This window comes from Ruegeria sp. AD6 (assembly GCF_056542325.1).
Genome location: NZ_JBQFZQ010000001.1, coordinates 844,373 through 860,439 on the forward strand (window position 1 = coordinate 844,373; position 16,067 = coordinate 860,439).

Genomic DNA, 16,067 nt, shown 5'->3' on the forward strand with positions numbered 1-16,067 from the left:
TGTCGTCAGACTTTCTTCAAAGCCAGAACAGCATTCAGGCCGCCAAAGGCAAAGGCGTTGCTGAGGGCAACATCCACCTTGGCCTCGCGCGCCTCGTTCGGTACCACATCCAGCGCGCATTCCGGATCGGGTTCCTCGTACCCGATGGTCGGCGCAATAACGCCATCCCGCAGAGCCATGATGCAGGCCAGCAATTCGACAGCACCAGTGCCGCCGATCAGGTGCCCGTGCATGGACTTGGTGGACGAGATCATCAGGTCATCCGCATGCGGCCCGAACACGTCTGCAACTGCGGCGCATTCCGTTTTGTCATTTGCTGCCGTTCCGGTGCCATGCGCGTTGATATAGCTGACATCGCTGGCGTTCAGCTTTGCGTCAGCCAAAGCCCCGGCCATGGCGCGTGATGCGCCCTGCTTGCTGGGCATGACAATATCGGCCGCATCCGAGGACATGGCGAACCCGACGACCTCGGACAGGATTTCTGCACCCCGCGCGCGGGCATGTTCGTATTCCTCGAAGACAAAAATGCCGGCACCTTCGCCCTGAACCATCCCGTTACGGTTGGCGCTGAACGGGCGGCAGGCGTCTTTGGACATGACGCGCAAGCCTTCCCAGGCTTTCACGCCGCCAAAACACAGCATCGATTCCGACCCGCCGGTGACCATCGCAGGCGCAGCACCGCTGCGGACCATCTGGAACGCTTGCGCCATCGCATGGTTCGACGATGCGCAGGCTGTTGAAACGGTAAAGCTGGGTCCTTTGAGGTTATGTTCCATTGACACATGGCTGGCGGCCGCATTGTTCATCAGCTTTGGCACAACAAAGGGGTGCACGCGGTTTTTTCCGTCTTCGTAGACCGACCGGTAATTGTCGTCCCAGGTCGAAACACCGCCGCCTGCCGTGCCCAGCACGACGCCGGACCGGGCCGCCAATTCCCCGTGGAATTCGATCCCCGATTGCTCGATGGCTTCTTTGGCTGCGGTCAGTGTGAACTGCGTGAACCGGTCATACAGAGACATCTGTTGGCGATTAAAGCGCCCTTCGGCCTCGAACCCGCGCACCTGACCGCCGATCTTGATGGCCAGACGATCGACATCGCGAAACTCCAGTTCCGAGATACCGCAGCGCCCTTCACGCATGGCCTCCAGCGTGTCGGGGACAGAGTGACCCAGCGAGTTGATGGTGCCCGCGCCGGTGATAACAACCCGTTTCATTGTTCCGGGTCAGACCTTTTCCGACACAAGCTGTTCGATGCCCGCAATGATCGCGGCCACGTTCGAGATGTCGAAATCGTTCGATTCAGGTTCGTTGGCGTTGAAGGGAACCGAGATGTCGAACTCTTCCTCGATCGCAAAGATGCTTTCGACCAGACCCAGACTGTCGATGCCCAGATCTTCCAGCGTGCTTTCGGGTGTCACATCCGATGGCTCCAGCACGGCCTGCTCTGCAATGATTGCGATGACGCGGTCGCTGATGCTCATATCGATCCCCTGATTATCAATCTGAGGATGATTTAATCGCTCGGGGGCTGTTTGGAAACAGCCTTTTTAAGTGCCTCAACGTCGCGGGCCAGACGCGGCAACCGGCGTTGCGCTTTGTAGATGTCGGTATGGGTTTCCATCTTGATCCCCGGATAGCCCATGATCACCCGACCGGCGGGCACATTGGACAGGATTTTGGTGCCGCCGCCCGAGATTACGCCGTCGCCGATGAAAATGTTGTCCACCACGCCGGTCTGGCCGCCCAACACCACGTTGTTGCCAATATCGACCGAGCCGGACACGCCGGTCTGTCCGCACAGCAGGCAGTCACGCCCCACACGGGTGTTGTGGCCCACATGCACAAGGTTATCCAGTTTCGACCCATCGCCGATCCGGGTGTTGCGAATTGTGCCATTGTCTACGGTACAGTTCGAGCCGACCTCGACATCGTCACCAATTTCAACCGCGCCCAGAGAATGAATGCGCAGCCAGCTTTGCGCCTTCGCCTCACCCTGATCCCCCATGGTTTTGCGCGCGTTTTCTGCGCCAGATACTTCGGGAGTTACAAAGCTGAAACCGTCTCCACCAATCCGCGCGCCCGGTTGGGCGATAAAGCGATCCCCGATCTGAGCGCGCGCGCCGATGCTGACCATTTCGCGCAGCAGCGCCTGTTCGCCAAGAACAGCGTCGATACCAATCGTGCAATGGGCGCCAATTACCGATCCGGCCCCGATCCGCGCCCTGGCCCCGACAACCGCCAAAGGCCCAATCGACACATCTGCGCCAATCTCTGCCGTCGGATCAATCACGGCCGAGGGGTGAATGCCGGGCTCAACCCCCTGCCCGCGATCCAGCATCGATGTTATGCCTGCCATCGCCATGCGCGGACGTTTCACAAAAATCGCCGCGCGCAGGCCCATGGCCTGCCAATCCGCACCTTCCCACAGAACCGCCGCGCGTGCCTCACCACCTGCCAGAGCCTCGGCATATTTCGGTGACATCGCCATGGCCAGATCGGTGGGTCCGGCGTCACCGGGCTCGGCCGCGCGCACAATCGTCAGGCCGGTGTCGCCCTGGCACTCGGCACCAAGGCTGTCGGCGATTTGCTGAATGGTAAACTGCATGGCGGGCTTTCTTTCGGCAGGATTTGCCCCCGTGCTTACCCCTGAACGTCCGGCAGGGCTACCCCTGCCTTTTGCAGCGCGTCCCAAATCTTGGCGTCGCGGTTGTAGACGTCGCGGCGATACTGCACCTCGCCCTTCGGGCCCATATAGGCGGTGCGATAGATCAGATGCACCGGAACCTTCTGGTCCAGTTTCACTGTGGTTTCCTTGCCGGTATTCAGCACTCGGTGAAAAAACGCTTTTGGGTCTTCCTCTTGCTTGGCCAGCAACGCATAGGCGAATTCGAACGGTTGCGCCAATCGGATACAGCCATGCGAGAAGGCCCGCACCTCGCGCGCGAACAGAGATTTCTGAGGCGTATCATGCAGATATATGTTGTACTTGTTGGGGAACATGAACTTCACCAGCCCCAGTGCATTGCTTTTGCTCGGCGGTTGACGCATCGCAAACGGGAAGTTGCGCGCGGTGAATTGGGTGAAGTCCACGGCCCCGCGGTTGACCTGACGGCCACTGCGATCGGTGATCTGGATATGACCCACGGCATTCGGGTTGGATTGCAGCTTGGGCAGATATTCCTTTGTGATGATCGAGCGTGGCACATACCAGCTGGGGTTGATCACCATATGCTCCATCTCGTCCGAAAACTCGGGGCTGCGGCGGTCATGCACGTTTTTGCCGATTACTGCGCGGGTCTCGAACGTGACCTGCCCGTCATCGACGATCTTGGCAGAGAAATCGGCCTGATTCACCAGAATATGGCGGGTCCCACGTTCACGCGGCAACCAACGCTCGCGTTCCAGCGCCACCAGAACCGACTTCAACCGGTCCGATGCCGGGCGGTTCAGTTCCGAAATCGTGCCCTGCCCGGCAACACCGTCCGGCTCCAACCCATGCGCGGTTTGAAAGCTGCGAACAGCCTCAAGCAAAGTGGCATCAAACGAAGGGCTGGCAGTGGGTTTCAGATAGCCCATCGCCACCAAACGGTTGCGCAGCTTGATGACATTTGGCCCTGAATCCCCAAGTTCCAGCTTGGCCACCGGAACACTCGCGCCCCAGCCGCCCTGATCGACCAGAGCCTCCAGTGCGAGTTTCTGCTTCATCAGCGCACGATACTGGCGCGTCTGCGGTGCGAGCTGATCCAGATAGGCCGCACCATGCGTGTTCAGTTGCTGCAGATGTTCCTCGGGGCTGCGCCGTTCCACCTTGCGGACCAGCCCGTCGTCAATGCTGGCCGGGCGCAGGGCACCGGAATACAGATCGTCGGCGTAAGCCAGAAACACCCGCGTCAGTTCAGCCTCGACCGCGCCCAAATCCCGAACAGATCGCGCCTGCCGCATCTGTTCAACCAGCGCGTCTACATCGTAACCTGCTGAGGGCAGACCGTGCATATGGCTGTTGGACAGCGCGTTGATCAACGCGGCGCGCCGGTCGGCATGATCTTGCGAGGCTCCGACCCAGACAGGCGAAAACCCGTTGGTCCGGTAAAACGCCGCAATATCGCTGGATGTCGGAGTGTGCTCGGCCACAGCCATTTGAAACGCGGTGCCCTGAATCGGGTCAGACGTTGTGTTGGCAATGGCTGCTGTGGCCGCAAAACATGCCGCGACAAGGATACTGGTACTGGTCCGCAATACTGAGAACATGGGATGCCCTTGGTTATTCAATAGTTTGCGCTGATGGGGATGCGCCGAACAAATATCATTTTTGCACTCTGCCTTTGTCTATTCACAAATTCCTTACTCGGCCTCTTCTATTTCGGCCTGATGCGCGTTTGCATCGAAGCGGTGCCGAAACGCCTCAATTGCGCAAAAAATGTGCCGGTTGCCCCATCTGCGCAAAAAACTGCCGAAAATTCCCCCTTGAAAAGGTGAGTATCAAACACTTCTTGGCGACCGAATCCGATTGTGCCATAAATTCGCCATCTGGGATGGGAAAATATTAATACAGCGCGCGTAACATCGTGCGCAGGCAGGAACAGTACGGGACGAAACAAAAATGACCAAGAGCAGTACATCGGGCTTGACCCGGCGTGCCCTATTGGGGGCATTCGCAGCCACAGCAGTTGCTGCAGCACCGACTTATTCCAATGCAGCAGGTTTTCTTCGCGGCGGCGGCGACATTCGTCGTATCCGCATGTATTCCGGTCGCACAGGCGAACGGATCGATATGATATATTGGGTTGACGGCAAATACATCAAGGATGCTGTTAAGGAAGTGAACCATTTCATGCGCGACTGGCGGACCGATCAGGTCAAAAGCATGGATTTGCGCACGGTCGACATCATGGCCGCCGCCCACAATCTTCTGGACGTGAACGAGCCTTACATGCTGCTGTCCGGCTATCGTTCGCCGCAGACAAACGCCATGCTGCGTTCCAGATCGCGCCGCGTTGCCCGGAACTCCCTGCACATGCAAGGCCAGGCGGCAGACCTTCGCCTCGGCTCGCGTTCCGTCTCGCAAATGGCCAAAGCGGCGATGTCGTGTCGCGCGGGCGGTGTAGGCCAATACTACCGGTCGAACTTCGTACATATGGATTGCGGCGTGGTCCGCACCTGGCGCGGCTAATCCGCCTCGCCAATACCAATTGTTCCGAACCCCCGCAGATCGTCTGACGGGGGTTTTGTTTTGCGCAATGCGATCCGACCGGAGCGCGGATGCTAAACCTAGTGAAAGATGGCGCACCTGAGAGGATTCGAACCTCTGGCCTCTGCCTTCGGAGGGCAGCGCTCTATCCAGCTGAGCTACAGGTGCCTTGGCCGTTAGCTAACCTTGTTCCGGGTCGGGTGCAACTGGAAATCTGCGCGACCCGGCAAGGTTTCACGCAAACAAATCATGCGCCAGTTCAAGCGCTTCGATCAGCGTGTCGACCTCATCCGTGGTATTATACAGGCCAAAACTCGCCCGGCAGGTCGCAGTGACGCCCAGATGATCCATCAACGGACCCGCGCAGTGATGACCGGCGCGCACGGCGACGCCCTTTTTGTCGAGGATGGTCGAGACGTCATGCGCGTGCCCCGCCCCATCGAGCGTGAAGCTGAAGATCGCGGCCTTGTCCGGGCGGGTGCCCTGGACCTGTAGCCAGTTCAACCCGGTCAGGCGTTGCATCGCATAGTCGCGCAGGCTGGATTCATGGGCGGCGATGTTCTCCATCCCCAGATCCATCATGTAGTCCAGCGCCACGCCCAAACCGATGGTTTGAACGATGCCGGGTGTTCCGGCTTCGAACTTCATCGGCGGGTCGTTATACGTGATCTGGTCCTTGCTAACCTCTTTGATCATGTCGCCGCCGCCAATGAAGGGGCGCATTTCGGCCATACGCTCGGATTTGATGAAGATCGCGCCGGACCCCGAGGGGCCGTAGAGCTTATGCCCGGTGATCGCGTAGAAATCGCAGCCAATCTCATCGACGCTGACCGGCATATGAACCGCGCCCTGACTACCGTCCACCAGAACCGGAACACCCTTGGCATGGGCCCCTTGGGTGATGGCTTTGACATCCACAACCGTGCCCAGAACGTTAGAGCACTGTGTGACCGCCACCAGTTTGGTTTTGGGCCCGATCGCATCCAGAACGGCCTGCGGATCAAGGCCGCCATCTGCATCCACATCGACCCATTTCAGAACAACGCCCTGCCGTTCGCGCAGGAAATGCCAGGGCACGATATTGGCGTGATGCTCCATCACGCTCAGCACGATTTCGTCGCCTGCCTCAAGCCGGGGCATGGCCCAGCCGTACGCGACCAGATTGATCCCTTCGGTGGTGCCCGAATTCAGGACGATCTCGTCCTCATTCGCCACCCCAAGGAAACGTGCAATCGTGCCGCGAACGCCTTCGTATTTCTCGGTCGCGAGGTTTGACAGGTAGTGCAGACCCCGATGGACGTTCGAATATTCCTCGGCATAGGCACGGGTCACTGCATCAATCACCGCCTGAGGCTTCTGCGCCGAGGCCCCGTTGTCCAGATAGGTCAGTGGCTTACCGTTCACCTGCCGCGACAGGATCGGAAAATCAGAGCGGATTTTCTGCACATCATACATAGGGCTGTCTTCCTAGACGGGCGCCACGGGGGCGAGCATAAGGACAAAAGGAACCGCAACCAAAGCGGACAACAAAACCACGCCGAACGATTTCCAAAGCGATCCGAACTGATGCGCTTCGTTCAGGAAATGCAACGTGATGTAGAGGCTCAGGATCGCGGTGGCCAACAGCAACACCGCCATCAGAAACGGGATCGTCAGGCTCAGGATCAGGACGCCAAGCAATGCCGCGATCTGCAGGTATTGCACCCAGACGATCAGCACCATCATCCCCTCGAACCGCGCCGTTCCGCCCAGAAAACGGCCGACGAACAAGAAGGCAAGGATACTGAACATCATCGTACCTGCCGAGCGAACCAATACAATCGGAACGCTTTCCGTAATCGGCCCGGCATCGCCTTCGACAACCGGAATCGACAGGTCAATGCCCAGCTGGATTATGCAGTTCAGCACAACGGCAAGGAAAAACGCCAGCCACAGCACCTCGCGCCCCGGGTTCAGGGCCAAAAGCTGACGCGCCGCCTCGGCGGGTTGTCTTAGCGTCAGAACCGCCAGTTGACCCAGGTTCGGAGTATTCATTCAGCGGACCTTTGCACTTGTCGCAGTCCGGATAACCAGAACCAGACAAAAACGGCAACCCAAATCAAACCCACAAGGGTTAGCGTTGGACCAGAGCCAATGAACCCGGCAACCAGTCCGTTCAGCAAAACCAAGGGTGCGGAAGACAGCAAGGCCCAGAACAACGCCAGACGCGCGCCATAGGGCGTCCCTTTGCCACCCGCCAAACGCGCGGCCCAATGGGAGATCAGCGCCAGACTGTAAAAGAACAACGGCAGGATAAAAACCGAGCCCAGCAAGGCACCGCCCAGCAGCATGTTCAGCTCCACCCCTTCAAGATGCGCACGGCGCGCAAGGCTTGGCATCTGGGCGATGAAGGACACAATGCAGAAGGCCATGACAAAAATCAGCGCCCGGTCTTCGCGCGGCCCCATATCCAGAAGCCGGCGCACGACACGCCCCGGCCCCCGGTATGTGGCAACGATATCTGACGACACAGGCATCAGCTGCGGCGCGCCAACCAACCTTCCAGACGGCTCACGATGGCCTCGGCCAATGCGCCGTCTTCGATCTCGTCGACGGCCTCGGCCAGGAACGCCAGCGTCAGCATGTTGGTCGCGTCCTTGGTCGGAACCCCGCGCGAGCGCAGGTAGAACAGCGCGGTCTCGTCAATCGCGCCCGAGGTCGAGCCGTGCGAGCAGGCCACGTCGTCGGCGTAGATCTCAAGTTCGGGCTTGGCGAGGAACTGGCTGTCATCGTCCAGAAGCAGCGACTGGCTGATCTGATAGCCGTCGGTTTTCTGAGCACCTTCTTTCACAAGGATCTTGCCCTGAAACACGCCGGTCGCACCGTTGCGCAGCACTTTCTTGAACACCTGACGGCTTTCGCAATTCACCGCGTCATGGGTGATGAAGACGGTGTCATCGTGATGAAAGTCACCATCGCCGACACAGGCCCCCGCCACATGCGCGACGGCGTCATCGCCGGTCAATTCGACAACCTGTTCATTTCGGGTCAGCACACCATTCACGGTCAGGGTGAAGGACTTGTAGACAGACTCGGTGCCCAGACGGGTGAACATATGGGTCGCGGCCCGACGCTCCCAATCCCTGCCCTGCGCGCGGACGTGATGCAGTGTGCCGTTATCGGCAATGTCGATCTCCATGCACTTGTTGAAGCGCGACGCGGCGGGGCCGGTTTCCAGAATGGTCGCCTCGGCACCGCTTTCGACGCGGATCACGTGGTGCAGGATCGCGTCCGAGGTCGCGGACTCGTGCCGGTAGATCAGGTTGATCGGCTTGGACGGCTTGCCCGTCACATGAATGGCAACCCCGTCCGACGCAAAGGCGGTGTTCAGCGCGGCCAGTGGGCGCTGCACCGGAACCTGTCCGCGGGCTTCCAGAACGCCATACAAGTCTTTGGCCCAGTGGATGTCCTTGCAGCAGATATCCTCCAGACGATCAATGCTCACGCCTTCCTGCGTCAGATCATCCGATTCCTCGGCGCTGAAAACACCGTCGATAAACACGATCTTGAGGCGGTCGAACTCGTGGAACACCAAGGGTTCATCATCCACGAAGACCGCTGCGGGCATGGCCGCAGGCGCGACCAGAGTGTCGGGCCGTGTGTATTTCCAATATTCGTCGCGACGGTTGGGCAGACCCATCTCAAGCACACGGGCCAGCGCATCTTCGCGCGCGGCGCGGGTGCATCCGGCATCCGGCATGGTCAGCGCTGCCAGCCGCGCCTCGGTTGCGGTTTGTTTGACTTCGGGCAAGGCCATCAGTTCACCTCGGCAAGAATGTCGGCATAACCGTTGTTTTCGACCTCAAGCGCCAGTTCCGGGCCACCGGATTTGACGATGCGACCGTTCGCCATGATATGCACCACATCGGGCTTGATGTGATCCAGCAGGCGCTGATAGTGGGTGATCACAAGGAACCCGCGCCCTTCGTCGCGCAGCGCGTTCACACCTTCGGCCACCAGCTTCATCGCATCCACGTCAAGGCCCGAGTCGGTCTCGTCCATGATGCACATCTTGGGCTCCAGCATGGCCATCTGCAGGATCTCGTTGCGCTTTTTCTCACCGCCCGAGAAACCAACGTTCACAGGACGTTTCAGCATGTCCGCGTCGATCTTCAGGGTCTTGGCCTTAGCGCGCACCTCTTTCAGGAAGTCGGCGGCCGACAGTTCCTCTTCCCCGCGCGCCTTACGCTGAGCGTTCACGGCGGTGCGCAGGAAGGTCATGTTGCCGACGCCCGGAATTTCGACCGGGTACTGGAACGCCAGGAACACACCAGCAGCGGCGCGCTCTTCCGGCTCCATCTCCAACAGGTCTTCACCGTTCAAAGTGGCCGAACCGTCGGTCACTTCGTATCCATCGCGGCCCGACAGCACATAGCTGAGCGTCGACTTGCCCGAGCCATTCGGCCCCATGATCGCGTGTACCTTGCCGGCCTCGACCGTCAGGTCCACACCTTTGAGGATCTGCTTGTCTTCTTCTTCAAGCTGTACGTGCAGGTTCTTGATTTCCAGCATGTTTTGTCCTTTTGCATCTCGCAAGGGGCATCGTCGCCCCGATAAATCCCTATCCCAGTACCTTGCGGATCAGCCGTGCAGCAATCCAACCCAGGATTACCCCACCACCAACCGCCCAGACCGGGTTGATGAAAGCCATGTGATTGATGTTCACGTAAGCCACCCCCAGCAGGCCGCCCAAAACCGGCAGCGCATAGCCCAGCCAGGTCAGCACATCATCCTTCTGGATGCCGTTCCGGGGTGACCGCGTCATCAGCCGACAGAGCCTTCCAGTGAAATCGCCACCAGTTGCTGCGCTTCCATGGCAAATTCCATCGGCAGCGCCTGCAACACGTCCTTACAGAACCCGTTCACGACCAGCGCCACGGCCTCTTCCTCATCCATGCCGCGCTGACGGCAGTAGAACAGTTGATCGTCATCCACCTTCGACGTCGTCGCCTCATGCTCAACGCGGGACGAGTTGTTCTTGACCTCGATATACGGAACTGTATGCGCGCCGCATTTGTCGCCGATCAGCAAGCTGTCACACTGCGTATAGTTCCGGCTGTCCTTGGCTTTCGGATGCATCGAGACCAGACCACGGTATGTGTTCTGCGCCTTGCCCGCACTGATGCCCTTGGACACGATGCGCGACTTGGTGTTCTTACCCAGATGAACCATCTTGGTACCGGTATCGGCCTGCTGATAGTTGTTCGCAATCGCGATCGAGTAGAACTCACCTTGGCTTTCATTGCCGCGCAGGATGCAGGACGGGTATTTCCAGGTCACGGCCGAACCGGTTTCGACCTGAGTCCACATCACCTTGGACCGATCACCCCGACAATCGGCGCGTTTGGTTACGAAGTTATAGATGCCGCCCTTGCCGTTCTCGTCCCCGGGGAACCAGTTCTGAACGGTCGAATACTTCACCTCGGCGTCTTCTTCGACAATGATCTCGACCACAGCCGCGTGCAATTGGGCGGTGTCACGCTGAGGTGCAGTACAACCTTCCAGATAAGACACGTACGAGCCCTTGTCGGCGATGATCAGCGTGCGTTCGAACTGACCGGTATTCTCCGCGTTGATGCGGAAATAGGTGCTCAGCTCCATCGGGCAGCGGACGCCCGGCGGGATGTAGACGAACGAGCCATCCGAGAACACGGCCGAGTTCAAAGTGGCATAGAAGTTGTCCGACACAGGGACCACGGTGCCCAGGTATTTCTTGACCAGCTCAGGATGTTCTTTGATCGCCTCGGAGATCGAACAGAAGATCACCCCGGCCTTTTTCAATTCGGCCTGGAATGTCGTCCCGACCGAAACCGAGTCAAACACCGCGTCCACAGCGACCTTGCGGCCTTCGGCGGGCGCATCTTCGGCCCCTTCGACCCCGGCCAGAATCATCTGTTCTTTCAGCGGGATACCCAGCTTTTCGTAAGTCGCCAACAGCTTGGGATCGACGTCATCCAGCGACTTCGGCTTCTCCTCCATCGATTTCGGACGGGCATAGTAATACTGGTTCTGAAAATCGATCGGCGGGTAATGCACCATGGCCCATTTCGGCTCATCCATTTTGGTCCAGCGCTCGAAGGCCGACAGACGCCATTCGGTCATCCATTCAGGCTCTTCGTTCTTTTCCGAAATCAACCGCACGATATCCGGGTTCACGCCTTTGGGCGCATACTCCATCTCGATATCGGTGTCCCAGCCGTATTTGTAGGTTCCGACCTCGCGTACCGCATCCACGGTTTCCTGATCGACACCTTCTTTCACCTGGGTCTGGTCCAAAGCGGCCATAACTTACCCTCCGTCAGATCACGCGGCGCGCGCGATGCTTTTTCTCTTTCTCAAGCCACGTTTCAGCGAAACGCAGCACATTCTCTTTTGTTGTCAAAGGACCCAGCGAAACGCGGATCGCGCTGGCTGCTGTGACCTCATCAAATCCCATTGCAGTCAATACCGCGCTGGCACGAACCTTGCCGCTGGAGCAGGCAGAGCCCGCACTGACTGCAAAACCCGACAGGTCCATCTGCATGACCTGCGTCTCGCCCTTCCAGCCGGGGGTCGCGAAACACAGAGTGTTCGGCAGTCGCTTTTGACCTTTCCCGACAAAAATAGGTGATTTAACTCCGGCCTCAAGAGCGTTTTCTAGAATATTTCTAAATTCTTCGACCTGCTCCCAAACACCGTTGGCCAAATCCCGCGCGGCTGCTTCAGCTGCAGCCCCGAACCCCGCGATTCCAATCACATTTTCAGTTCCGGACCGACGCCCCATTTCCTGTCCGCCGCCCTTGATCTGCGCCGCCAGATCAGTGCCGCGTTTCATCACAACCGCGCCAACGCCCTTGGGCCCGCCCAGCTTGTGAGCTGAGATCAGCGCCATCTGCACGTCCAGCCAATTGAACGCAACAGGCAATTTGCCAAACGCCTGCGTGGCATCCGTCACGGCCAGACCCGACGGCAAGGACTGCACAATACCGGTTTCGGAATTGGCCAGTTGCAGTGTGGCGCGCGCCGGATCTTCCAAAGAAACCAGTCCCGTTGATAAAACAGGAATATCTTCATCAATCCAGGCTCTTACTGCATCATGTTCAATCGCGGGCCCATGCATATCGCGCCCTGCCAGCGTCAAGGCCGCACCCTCGGTCGAGCCTGAAGTGAACACCACATCCGCTCCATCCGCCCCAAAGGCCGATGCGACCTGCGCCCGCGCGCGTTCGATCAGCGCCTTGGCGGCACGCCCTTCTGCATGGACCGAGGACGGGTTCCCGCAGACCTCCATCGCCGCGATCATCGCGTCCCGCGCTTCGGGTCGCAACGGCGTGGTCGCGTTATGATCCAGATAAACGCGATTCATGGATGCATCTTTTTTCGGTTGCCTGTAACGTGAAACACCATCGCCTTACTCATCCACCACAGCGAACAGGCTGGGAACAGCAGGACAAGGCGCCAGATCGTTCTTGATCACATCCGACAGCCGCGTCTGATGCAGGAATACGTAAACATGCGCGCTCAACCCCTCCCACAGACGATTGGTCAGGGATTGCGCGCGACTGCCCGAGGACGCGCCGGATGCACCTGCCCCTTTGGTCATCGCGTCAACGGTTTCGTCAACGGCTGACAGAACCTCGACCACGCGAATGTCCGAGGCCGGGCGCGCCAGTCGATAGCCGCCACCGGGGCCACGGACCGAAGACACAAGCTCGGCCCGGCGCAGCTTGACGAACAATTGCTCAAGATACGGTAGCGATATGTCCTGACGCTCTGAGATCTCGCCCAGCGTCACAAGCTGATCCGAGGGCTGCAGCGCAATGTCAGCCAGCGCAACCATGGCGTAACGACCTTTCGTCGAAAGCTTCATTGACAATCCCTCATGGCAAGATGCGCGCGAAATCATTGACGCCGCCGCCGCCAGTGCGTATCTCCGACGGACAGCGACGGTACGCGCCGCTACATATTAGAACCGTTCTAAGGTGCCCGACGATTATCGTCAAGTATATCCGGGCTCTCGGAAGAAAAAGACAGGACCAAAGCACACATGCCCGAGGTGATTTTTCCCGGACCCGAAGGCCGCCTGGAAGGCCGTTACCACCCGCAAAAGGAAAAAGACGCACCGATCGCCATCGTGTTGCACCCGCACCCACAGTTTGGCGGGACCATGAACAACAAGGTCGTCTACAACCTGCACTATGCGTTCTACAACATGGGTTTCACCGTGTTGCGCTTTAACTTTCGCGGCGTGGGCCGCAGCCAGGGCGAGTACGACCAGGGCGTAGGCGAGCTGAGCGACGCGGCATCGGCGCTGGACTACCTGCAGTCGATGAACAACAACTCGAAACACTGCTGGGTCGCTGGCTTTTCATTCGGTGCGTGGATCGGGATGCAGCTGCTGATGCGCCGGCCCGAGATCACGGGCTTTATCAGCGTGTCGCCCCCGGCGAACATGTATGACTTTTCGTTCCTGGCGCCCTGCCCGTCTTCTGGCCTGATCATCAACGGATCAGCCGACCGCGTGGCGCCTCCGGCGGATACCACATCGCTGGTGAACAAGCTGCATGAACAGAAGGGCATCACCATCACCCATAACGAGGTCGAAGGTGCAGACCATTTCTTCCAGGACCGCCACATGGACACGCTGATCACCGATGTCAGCGACTATGTGAAACGCCGCCTGACCGAGACCACGCGCTGATGTCTGACACCATCACCACCCTCGCCGCCAAACTGGCCGAGGATACGATGAAGGTTATGGACGAAACCGGCGACGACCGGTTCTTTGTCGAGGTGGGTGAGGTTCTGGGCGCGGCGTCGCAATCGCTGGAAGAGGCATTTCTGACCGAAATCCGCGTCCGGATGGCGGAACGCAAGGCGCGCACCTTTGTGATCAAGCGTCTCAGCGACCACCGCTCAAAAGTGAAAGCTATCGAAAAGCAATGAGTGATCGTCTGTCGGCCCAAATCGCCTTTCTGAAACAGGCCGACAGGTTGAAAACAGTGGAACGGGCAAACGTCCTGCTGGACCTGTCCCGCTGTGAAAACTCGGCCGAGCATAGCTGGCATCTGGCCCTTTGGGCTTTGGTCATGGAGCCATTGGCGGGACCCGAGGTTTCGATTGACCGGGTGATCCGCATGTTGCTGTTGCATGATCTGGTTGAGATCATCGTGGGCGACCATCCGATTCATCTGCAGACCGACTGGCAGGCCGTCGCCAAGGCTGAACAAGCCGCGGCCACGGAACTGTTTGGCCTGCTGCCCGCCGATCAGGCGGCGGAGTTTCAAGGCCTCTGGCAGGAGTTCGAGGCCGATCAATCCCCTGACGCCCGTTTCGCAAAAATTCTGGATCGCTCTCAGCCCCTGTTTCAGGTGCTCTGTGCACAGCATCCTCGGGCCGATCATATTGAGGTCGTGCAAGATAATCTGGACGGTGGGCGCGCAGCTTATCTGGCGCAGGATTTCCCTCTGGCCTTTGATCATGCGCGGGCACTGCTGGACGGCGCGGATACGGACTCTAACGCATTTACAACACGCCTGCCCTTCCTGACCGAGGCTGATCAGTTGAAAACAGTCCTGCGCGCCTCGCGCCTGATGGCGTCGGACCGGTTTGAGAATTCTGCCGAGCATTCCTGGCACATCATGCTCTACGCCTGGGTCTTGTCGGAATATGCCGAGGACGGTGTGTCCGAGGCCCGTGCCCTGCGCATGCTGTTGCTGCACGATATCGTCGAAATCGACGCCGGAGACCACCCGATCCACGGACAAGTGGATCACGCCGCCCAAACCGCCAAAGAGGAGGCGGCAGCAAAACGTCTGTTCGGCCTGCTTCCCGAACCGCAGCAAACGCAATTCGCGGATCTGTGGCACGAGTTCGAGGCGGCGGATACACCGGATGCCCGGTTTGCCAAGGCCGTTGACCGGTTCCAGACCCCGATTGCCAATCTGGAAACAGGTGGTGGGTCATGGGTCGATTACAACGTGACCTATGCTCAGCTGGAAACACGGGTACGACCGGCGGTTGAAGGCGGTGCCCCGCAGCTTTGGCAGTGGCTACAGCCGCAACTGGCCGCCTATTTTCAAACGCACAGCACAGCGGGCGCATAGCCAGAAATAGAAAAAGGAGCCCAAAGGCCCCTTTTCCCTCTGCTTCGTTCTGATCGGCGCTTAAATTACGCTACCATCCAACTTTTCAACCATATTGGCTGCATCAGTATCGACGGACCCCCCGCCAGCAAGCCACCCAAGCGCTACGATAACAAACGCAGCAAGAATGACGGTTTTTGCAAATAACGTCATGAAACAATACTCAGTAACAAAAAAAACCAATACACGGGGAACTTTACACAAATTCAACTTTACCCATAGTCAGGTATACCTGACCTTCATGTTGTGGGTCGGCACTGCTTTCCAACTGAATGTGCTTGCCGCAGATTGCAAAGTCGTGGTCAAGCTTGCCTGGGTTTATTGAGACAAAGGTATAAAACATGCCCAAAGCCTACCTGATCCTGCTGCTTGCGGTCTTTGCAGAAACCGTAGGGACAACTGCGTTGCAGGCCAGCCAGCAATTCACGCGGCTTTGGCCGTCGGTTCTGGTCGTTGTCAGCTATGGGTTTGCCTTCTACCTTTTGGGCCTGACCCTGAAATTCATGCCGGTTGGTATCGTCTACGCAATCTGGTCCGGATTGGGGATATTCTTCATCGCAATAATTGGCTTCGTTGTCTTTGGACAAAAACTGGACATCTGGGCCGTTCTGGGGCTGACCCTGATCCTGGCCGGAATTCTGATCATTCACCTGTTTTCGAAGACTGCGGGCCATTGAACGCCTGTTAGGGGTGGTAACTTTGCGCGTGCCGCGTTA

General features: G+C 58.5%; 18 protein-coding genes and 1 tRNA gene. 5 read left to right on the forward strand and 14 right to left on the reverse strand.

Annotated features, from left to right (window positions below; genetic code table 11):
- Positions 1–5: 5 nt before the first annotated feature.
- The 4 genes from ACR0KJ_RS04075 to ACR0KJ_RS04090 are packed head-to-tail and all read right to left on the reverse strand — an operon-like array spanning position 6 to position 4,248.
- Complete coding sequence (locus ACR0KJ_RS04075) at positions 6–1,214, reverse strand: beta-ketoacyl-[acyl-carrier-protein] synthase family protein (RefSeq protein WP_170450633.1); 1,209 nt, start codon at positions 1,212–1,214, stop codon at positions 6–8.
- A 9-nt stretch (positions 1,215–1,223) separates the two neighbouring features.
- Positions 1,224–1,481 carry an acyl carrier protein gene (locus tag ACR0KJ_RS04080; protein WP_170450632.1) on the reverse strand — a complete coding sequence of 86 codons (258 nt, stop codon included), beginning with the start codon at positions 1,479–1,481 and terminating at the stop codon, positions 1,224–1,226.
- 32 nt (positions 1,482–1,513) lie between these two features.
- Positions 1,514–2,605, reverse strand: coding sequence for a UDP-3-O-(3-hydroxymyristoyl)glucosamine N-acyltransferase (gene lpxD, locus ACR0KJ_RS04085; protein ID WP_170450631.1), 1,092 nt, complete (start codon positions 2,603–2,605; stop codon positions 1,514–1,516).
- 35 nt (positions 2,606–2,640) lie between these two features.
- Positions 2,641–4,248, reverse strand: coding sequence for a L,D-transpeptidase scaffold domain-containing protein (locus tag ACR0KJ_RS04090; protein WP_170450630.1), 1,608 nt, complete (start codon positions 4,246–4,248; stop codon positions 2,641–2,643).
- A 352-nt stretch (positions 4,249–4,600) separates the two neighbouring features.
- Between ACR0KJ_RS04090 and mepK the strand changes: the two genes are divergently transcribed.
- Complete coding sequence (mepK, locus tag ACR0KJ_RS04095; protein WP_170450628.1) at positions 4,601–5,170, forward strand: peptidoglycan L,D-endopeptidase MepK; 570 nt, start codon at positions 4,601–4,603, stop codon at positions 5,168–5,170.
- Between the two features lie 109 nt (positions 5,171–5,279).
- Here mepK and ACR0KJ_RS04100 read toward each other — a convergent pair.
- From ACR0KJ_RS04100 to iscR, 10 genes are all read right to left on the reverse strand, one after another.
- Positions 5,280–5,356: transfer RNA gene (locus ACR0KJ_RS04100), tRNA-Arg, on the reverse strand.
- 66 nt (positions 5,357–5,422) lie between these two features.
- Complete coding sequence (locus ACR0KJ_RS04105) at positions 5,423–6,643, reverse strand: cysteine desulfurase (RefSeq protein ID WP_170518675.1); 1,221 nt, start codon at positions 6,641–6,643, stop codon at positions 5,423–5,425.
- A gap of 12 nt (positions 6,644–6,655) precedes the next feature.
- A complete protein-coding gene (locus ACR0KJ_RS04110) occupies positions 6,656–7,222 on the reverse strand; it encodes a YIP1 family protein (RefSeq protein ID WP_170450624.1) in 567 nt (188 codons plus the stop codon).
- Positions 7,219–7,704, reverse strand: a complete 486-nt coding sequence (locus tag ACR0KJ_RS04115) for a YIP1 family protein (protein ID WP_170450622.1) — start codon at positions 7,702–7,704, stop codon at positions 7,219–7,221. The genes ACR0KJ_RS04110 and ACR0KJ_RS04115 overlap by 4 nt, the downstream gene beginning before the upstream one ends.
- The gene (locus ACR0KJ_RS04120) at positions 7,704–8,984 is read right to left on the reverse strand and encodes a SufB/SufD family protein (protein ID WP_170629994.1); all 1,281 of its coding nucleotides are present in this window, start codon (positions 8,982–8,984) and stop codon (positions 7,704–7,706) included. The genes ACR0KJ_RS04115 and ACR0KJ_RS04120 overlap by 1 nt, the downstream gene beginning before the upstream one ends.
- Complete coding sequence (gene sufC / locus ACR0KJ_RS04125) at positions 8,984–9,739, reverse strand: Fe-S cluster assembly ATPase SufC (protein WP_170450618.1); 756 nt, start codon at positions 9,737–9,739, stop codon at positions 8,984–8,986. Before sufC ends, ACR0KJ_RS04120 begins: the two co-directional genes overlap by 1 nt.
- Before the next feature lie 49 nt (positions 9,740–9,788).
- Positions 9,789–9,992 carry a hypothetical protein gene (locus ACR0KJ_RS04130; RefSeq protein WP_170450615.1) on the reverse strand — a complete coding sequence of 68 codons (204 nt, stop codon included), beginning with the start codon at positions 9,990–9,992 and terminating at the stop codon, positions 9,789–9,791.
- On the reverse strand, positions 9,992–11,512 hold the full coding sequence (gene sufB / locus ACR0KJ_RS04135) for a Fe-S cluster assembly protein SufB (RefSeq protein ID WP_170518684.1): 1,521 nt from the start codon (positions 11,510–11,512) through the stop codon (positions 9,992–9,994). Before sufB ends, ACR0KJ_RS04130 begins: the two co-directional genes overlap by 1 nt.
- Before the next feature lie 13 nt (positions 11,513–11,525).
- Complete coding sequence (locus ACR0KJ_RS04140; RefSeq protein WP_480626018.1) at positions 11,526–12,572, reverse strand: cysteine desulfurase family protein; 1,047 nt, start codon at positions 12,570–12,572, stop codon at positions 11,526–11,528.
- A gap of 45 nt (positions 12,573–12,617) precedes the next feature.
- A complete protein-coding gene (gene iscR, locus ACR0KJ_RS04145; RefSeq protein WP_170450610.1) occupies positions 12,618–13,076 on the reverse strand; it encodes a Fe-S cluster assembly transcriptional regulator IscR in 459 nt (152 codons plus the stop codon).
- A gap of 177 nt (positions 13,077–13,253) precedes the next feature.
- Between iscR and ACR0KJ_RS04150 the strand changes: the two genes are divergently transcribed.
- The 4 genes from ACR0KJ_RS04150 to ACR0KJ_RS04165 all read left to right on the forward strand — a co-directional run bounded on the left by ACR0KJ_RS04150 (position 13,254) and on the right by ACR0KJ_RS04165 (position 16,028).
- Positions 13,254–13,907: an alpha/beta hydrolase gene (locus ACR0KJ_RS04150; RefSeq protein WP_170450609.1), complete on the forward strand. Its 654-nt coding sequence runs from the start codon at positions 13,254–13,256 to the stop codon at positions 13,905–13,907.
- Positions 13,907–14,152, forward strand: a complete 246-nt coding sequence (locus ACR0KJ_RS04155; RefSeq protein ID WP_170450608.1) for a hypothetical protein — start codon at positions 13,907–13,909, stop codon at positions 14,150–14,152. The genes ACR0KJ_RS04150 and ACR0KJ_RS04155 overlap by 1 nt, the downstream gene beginning before the upstream one ends.
- Positions 14,149–15,312 (forward strand): HD domain-containing protein, encoded by a 1,164-nt coding sequence (locus tag ACR0KJ_RS04160; protein WP_480626019.1) that lies wholly within the window; start codon positions 14,149–14,151, stop codon positions 15,310–15,312. Before ACR0KJ_RS04155 ends, ACR0KJ_RS04160 begins: the two co-directional genes overlap by 4 nt.
- Positions 15,313–15,692: 380 nt before the next feature.
- Positions 15,693–16,028, forward strand: a complete 336-nt coding sequence (locus ACR0KJ_RS04165) for an SMR family transporter (protein ID WP_170518694.1) — start codon at positions 15,693–15,695, stop codon at positions 16,026–16,028.
- Positions 16,029–16,067 lie beyond the last annotated feature (39 nt).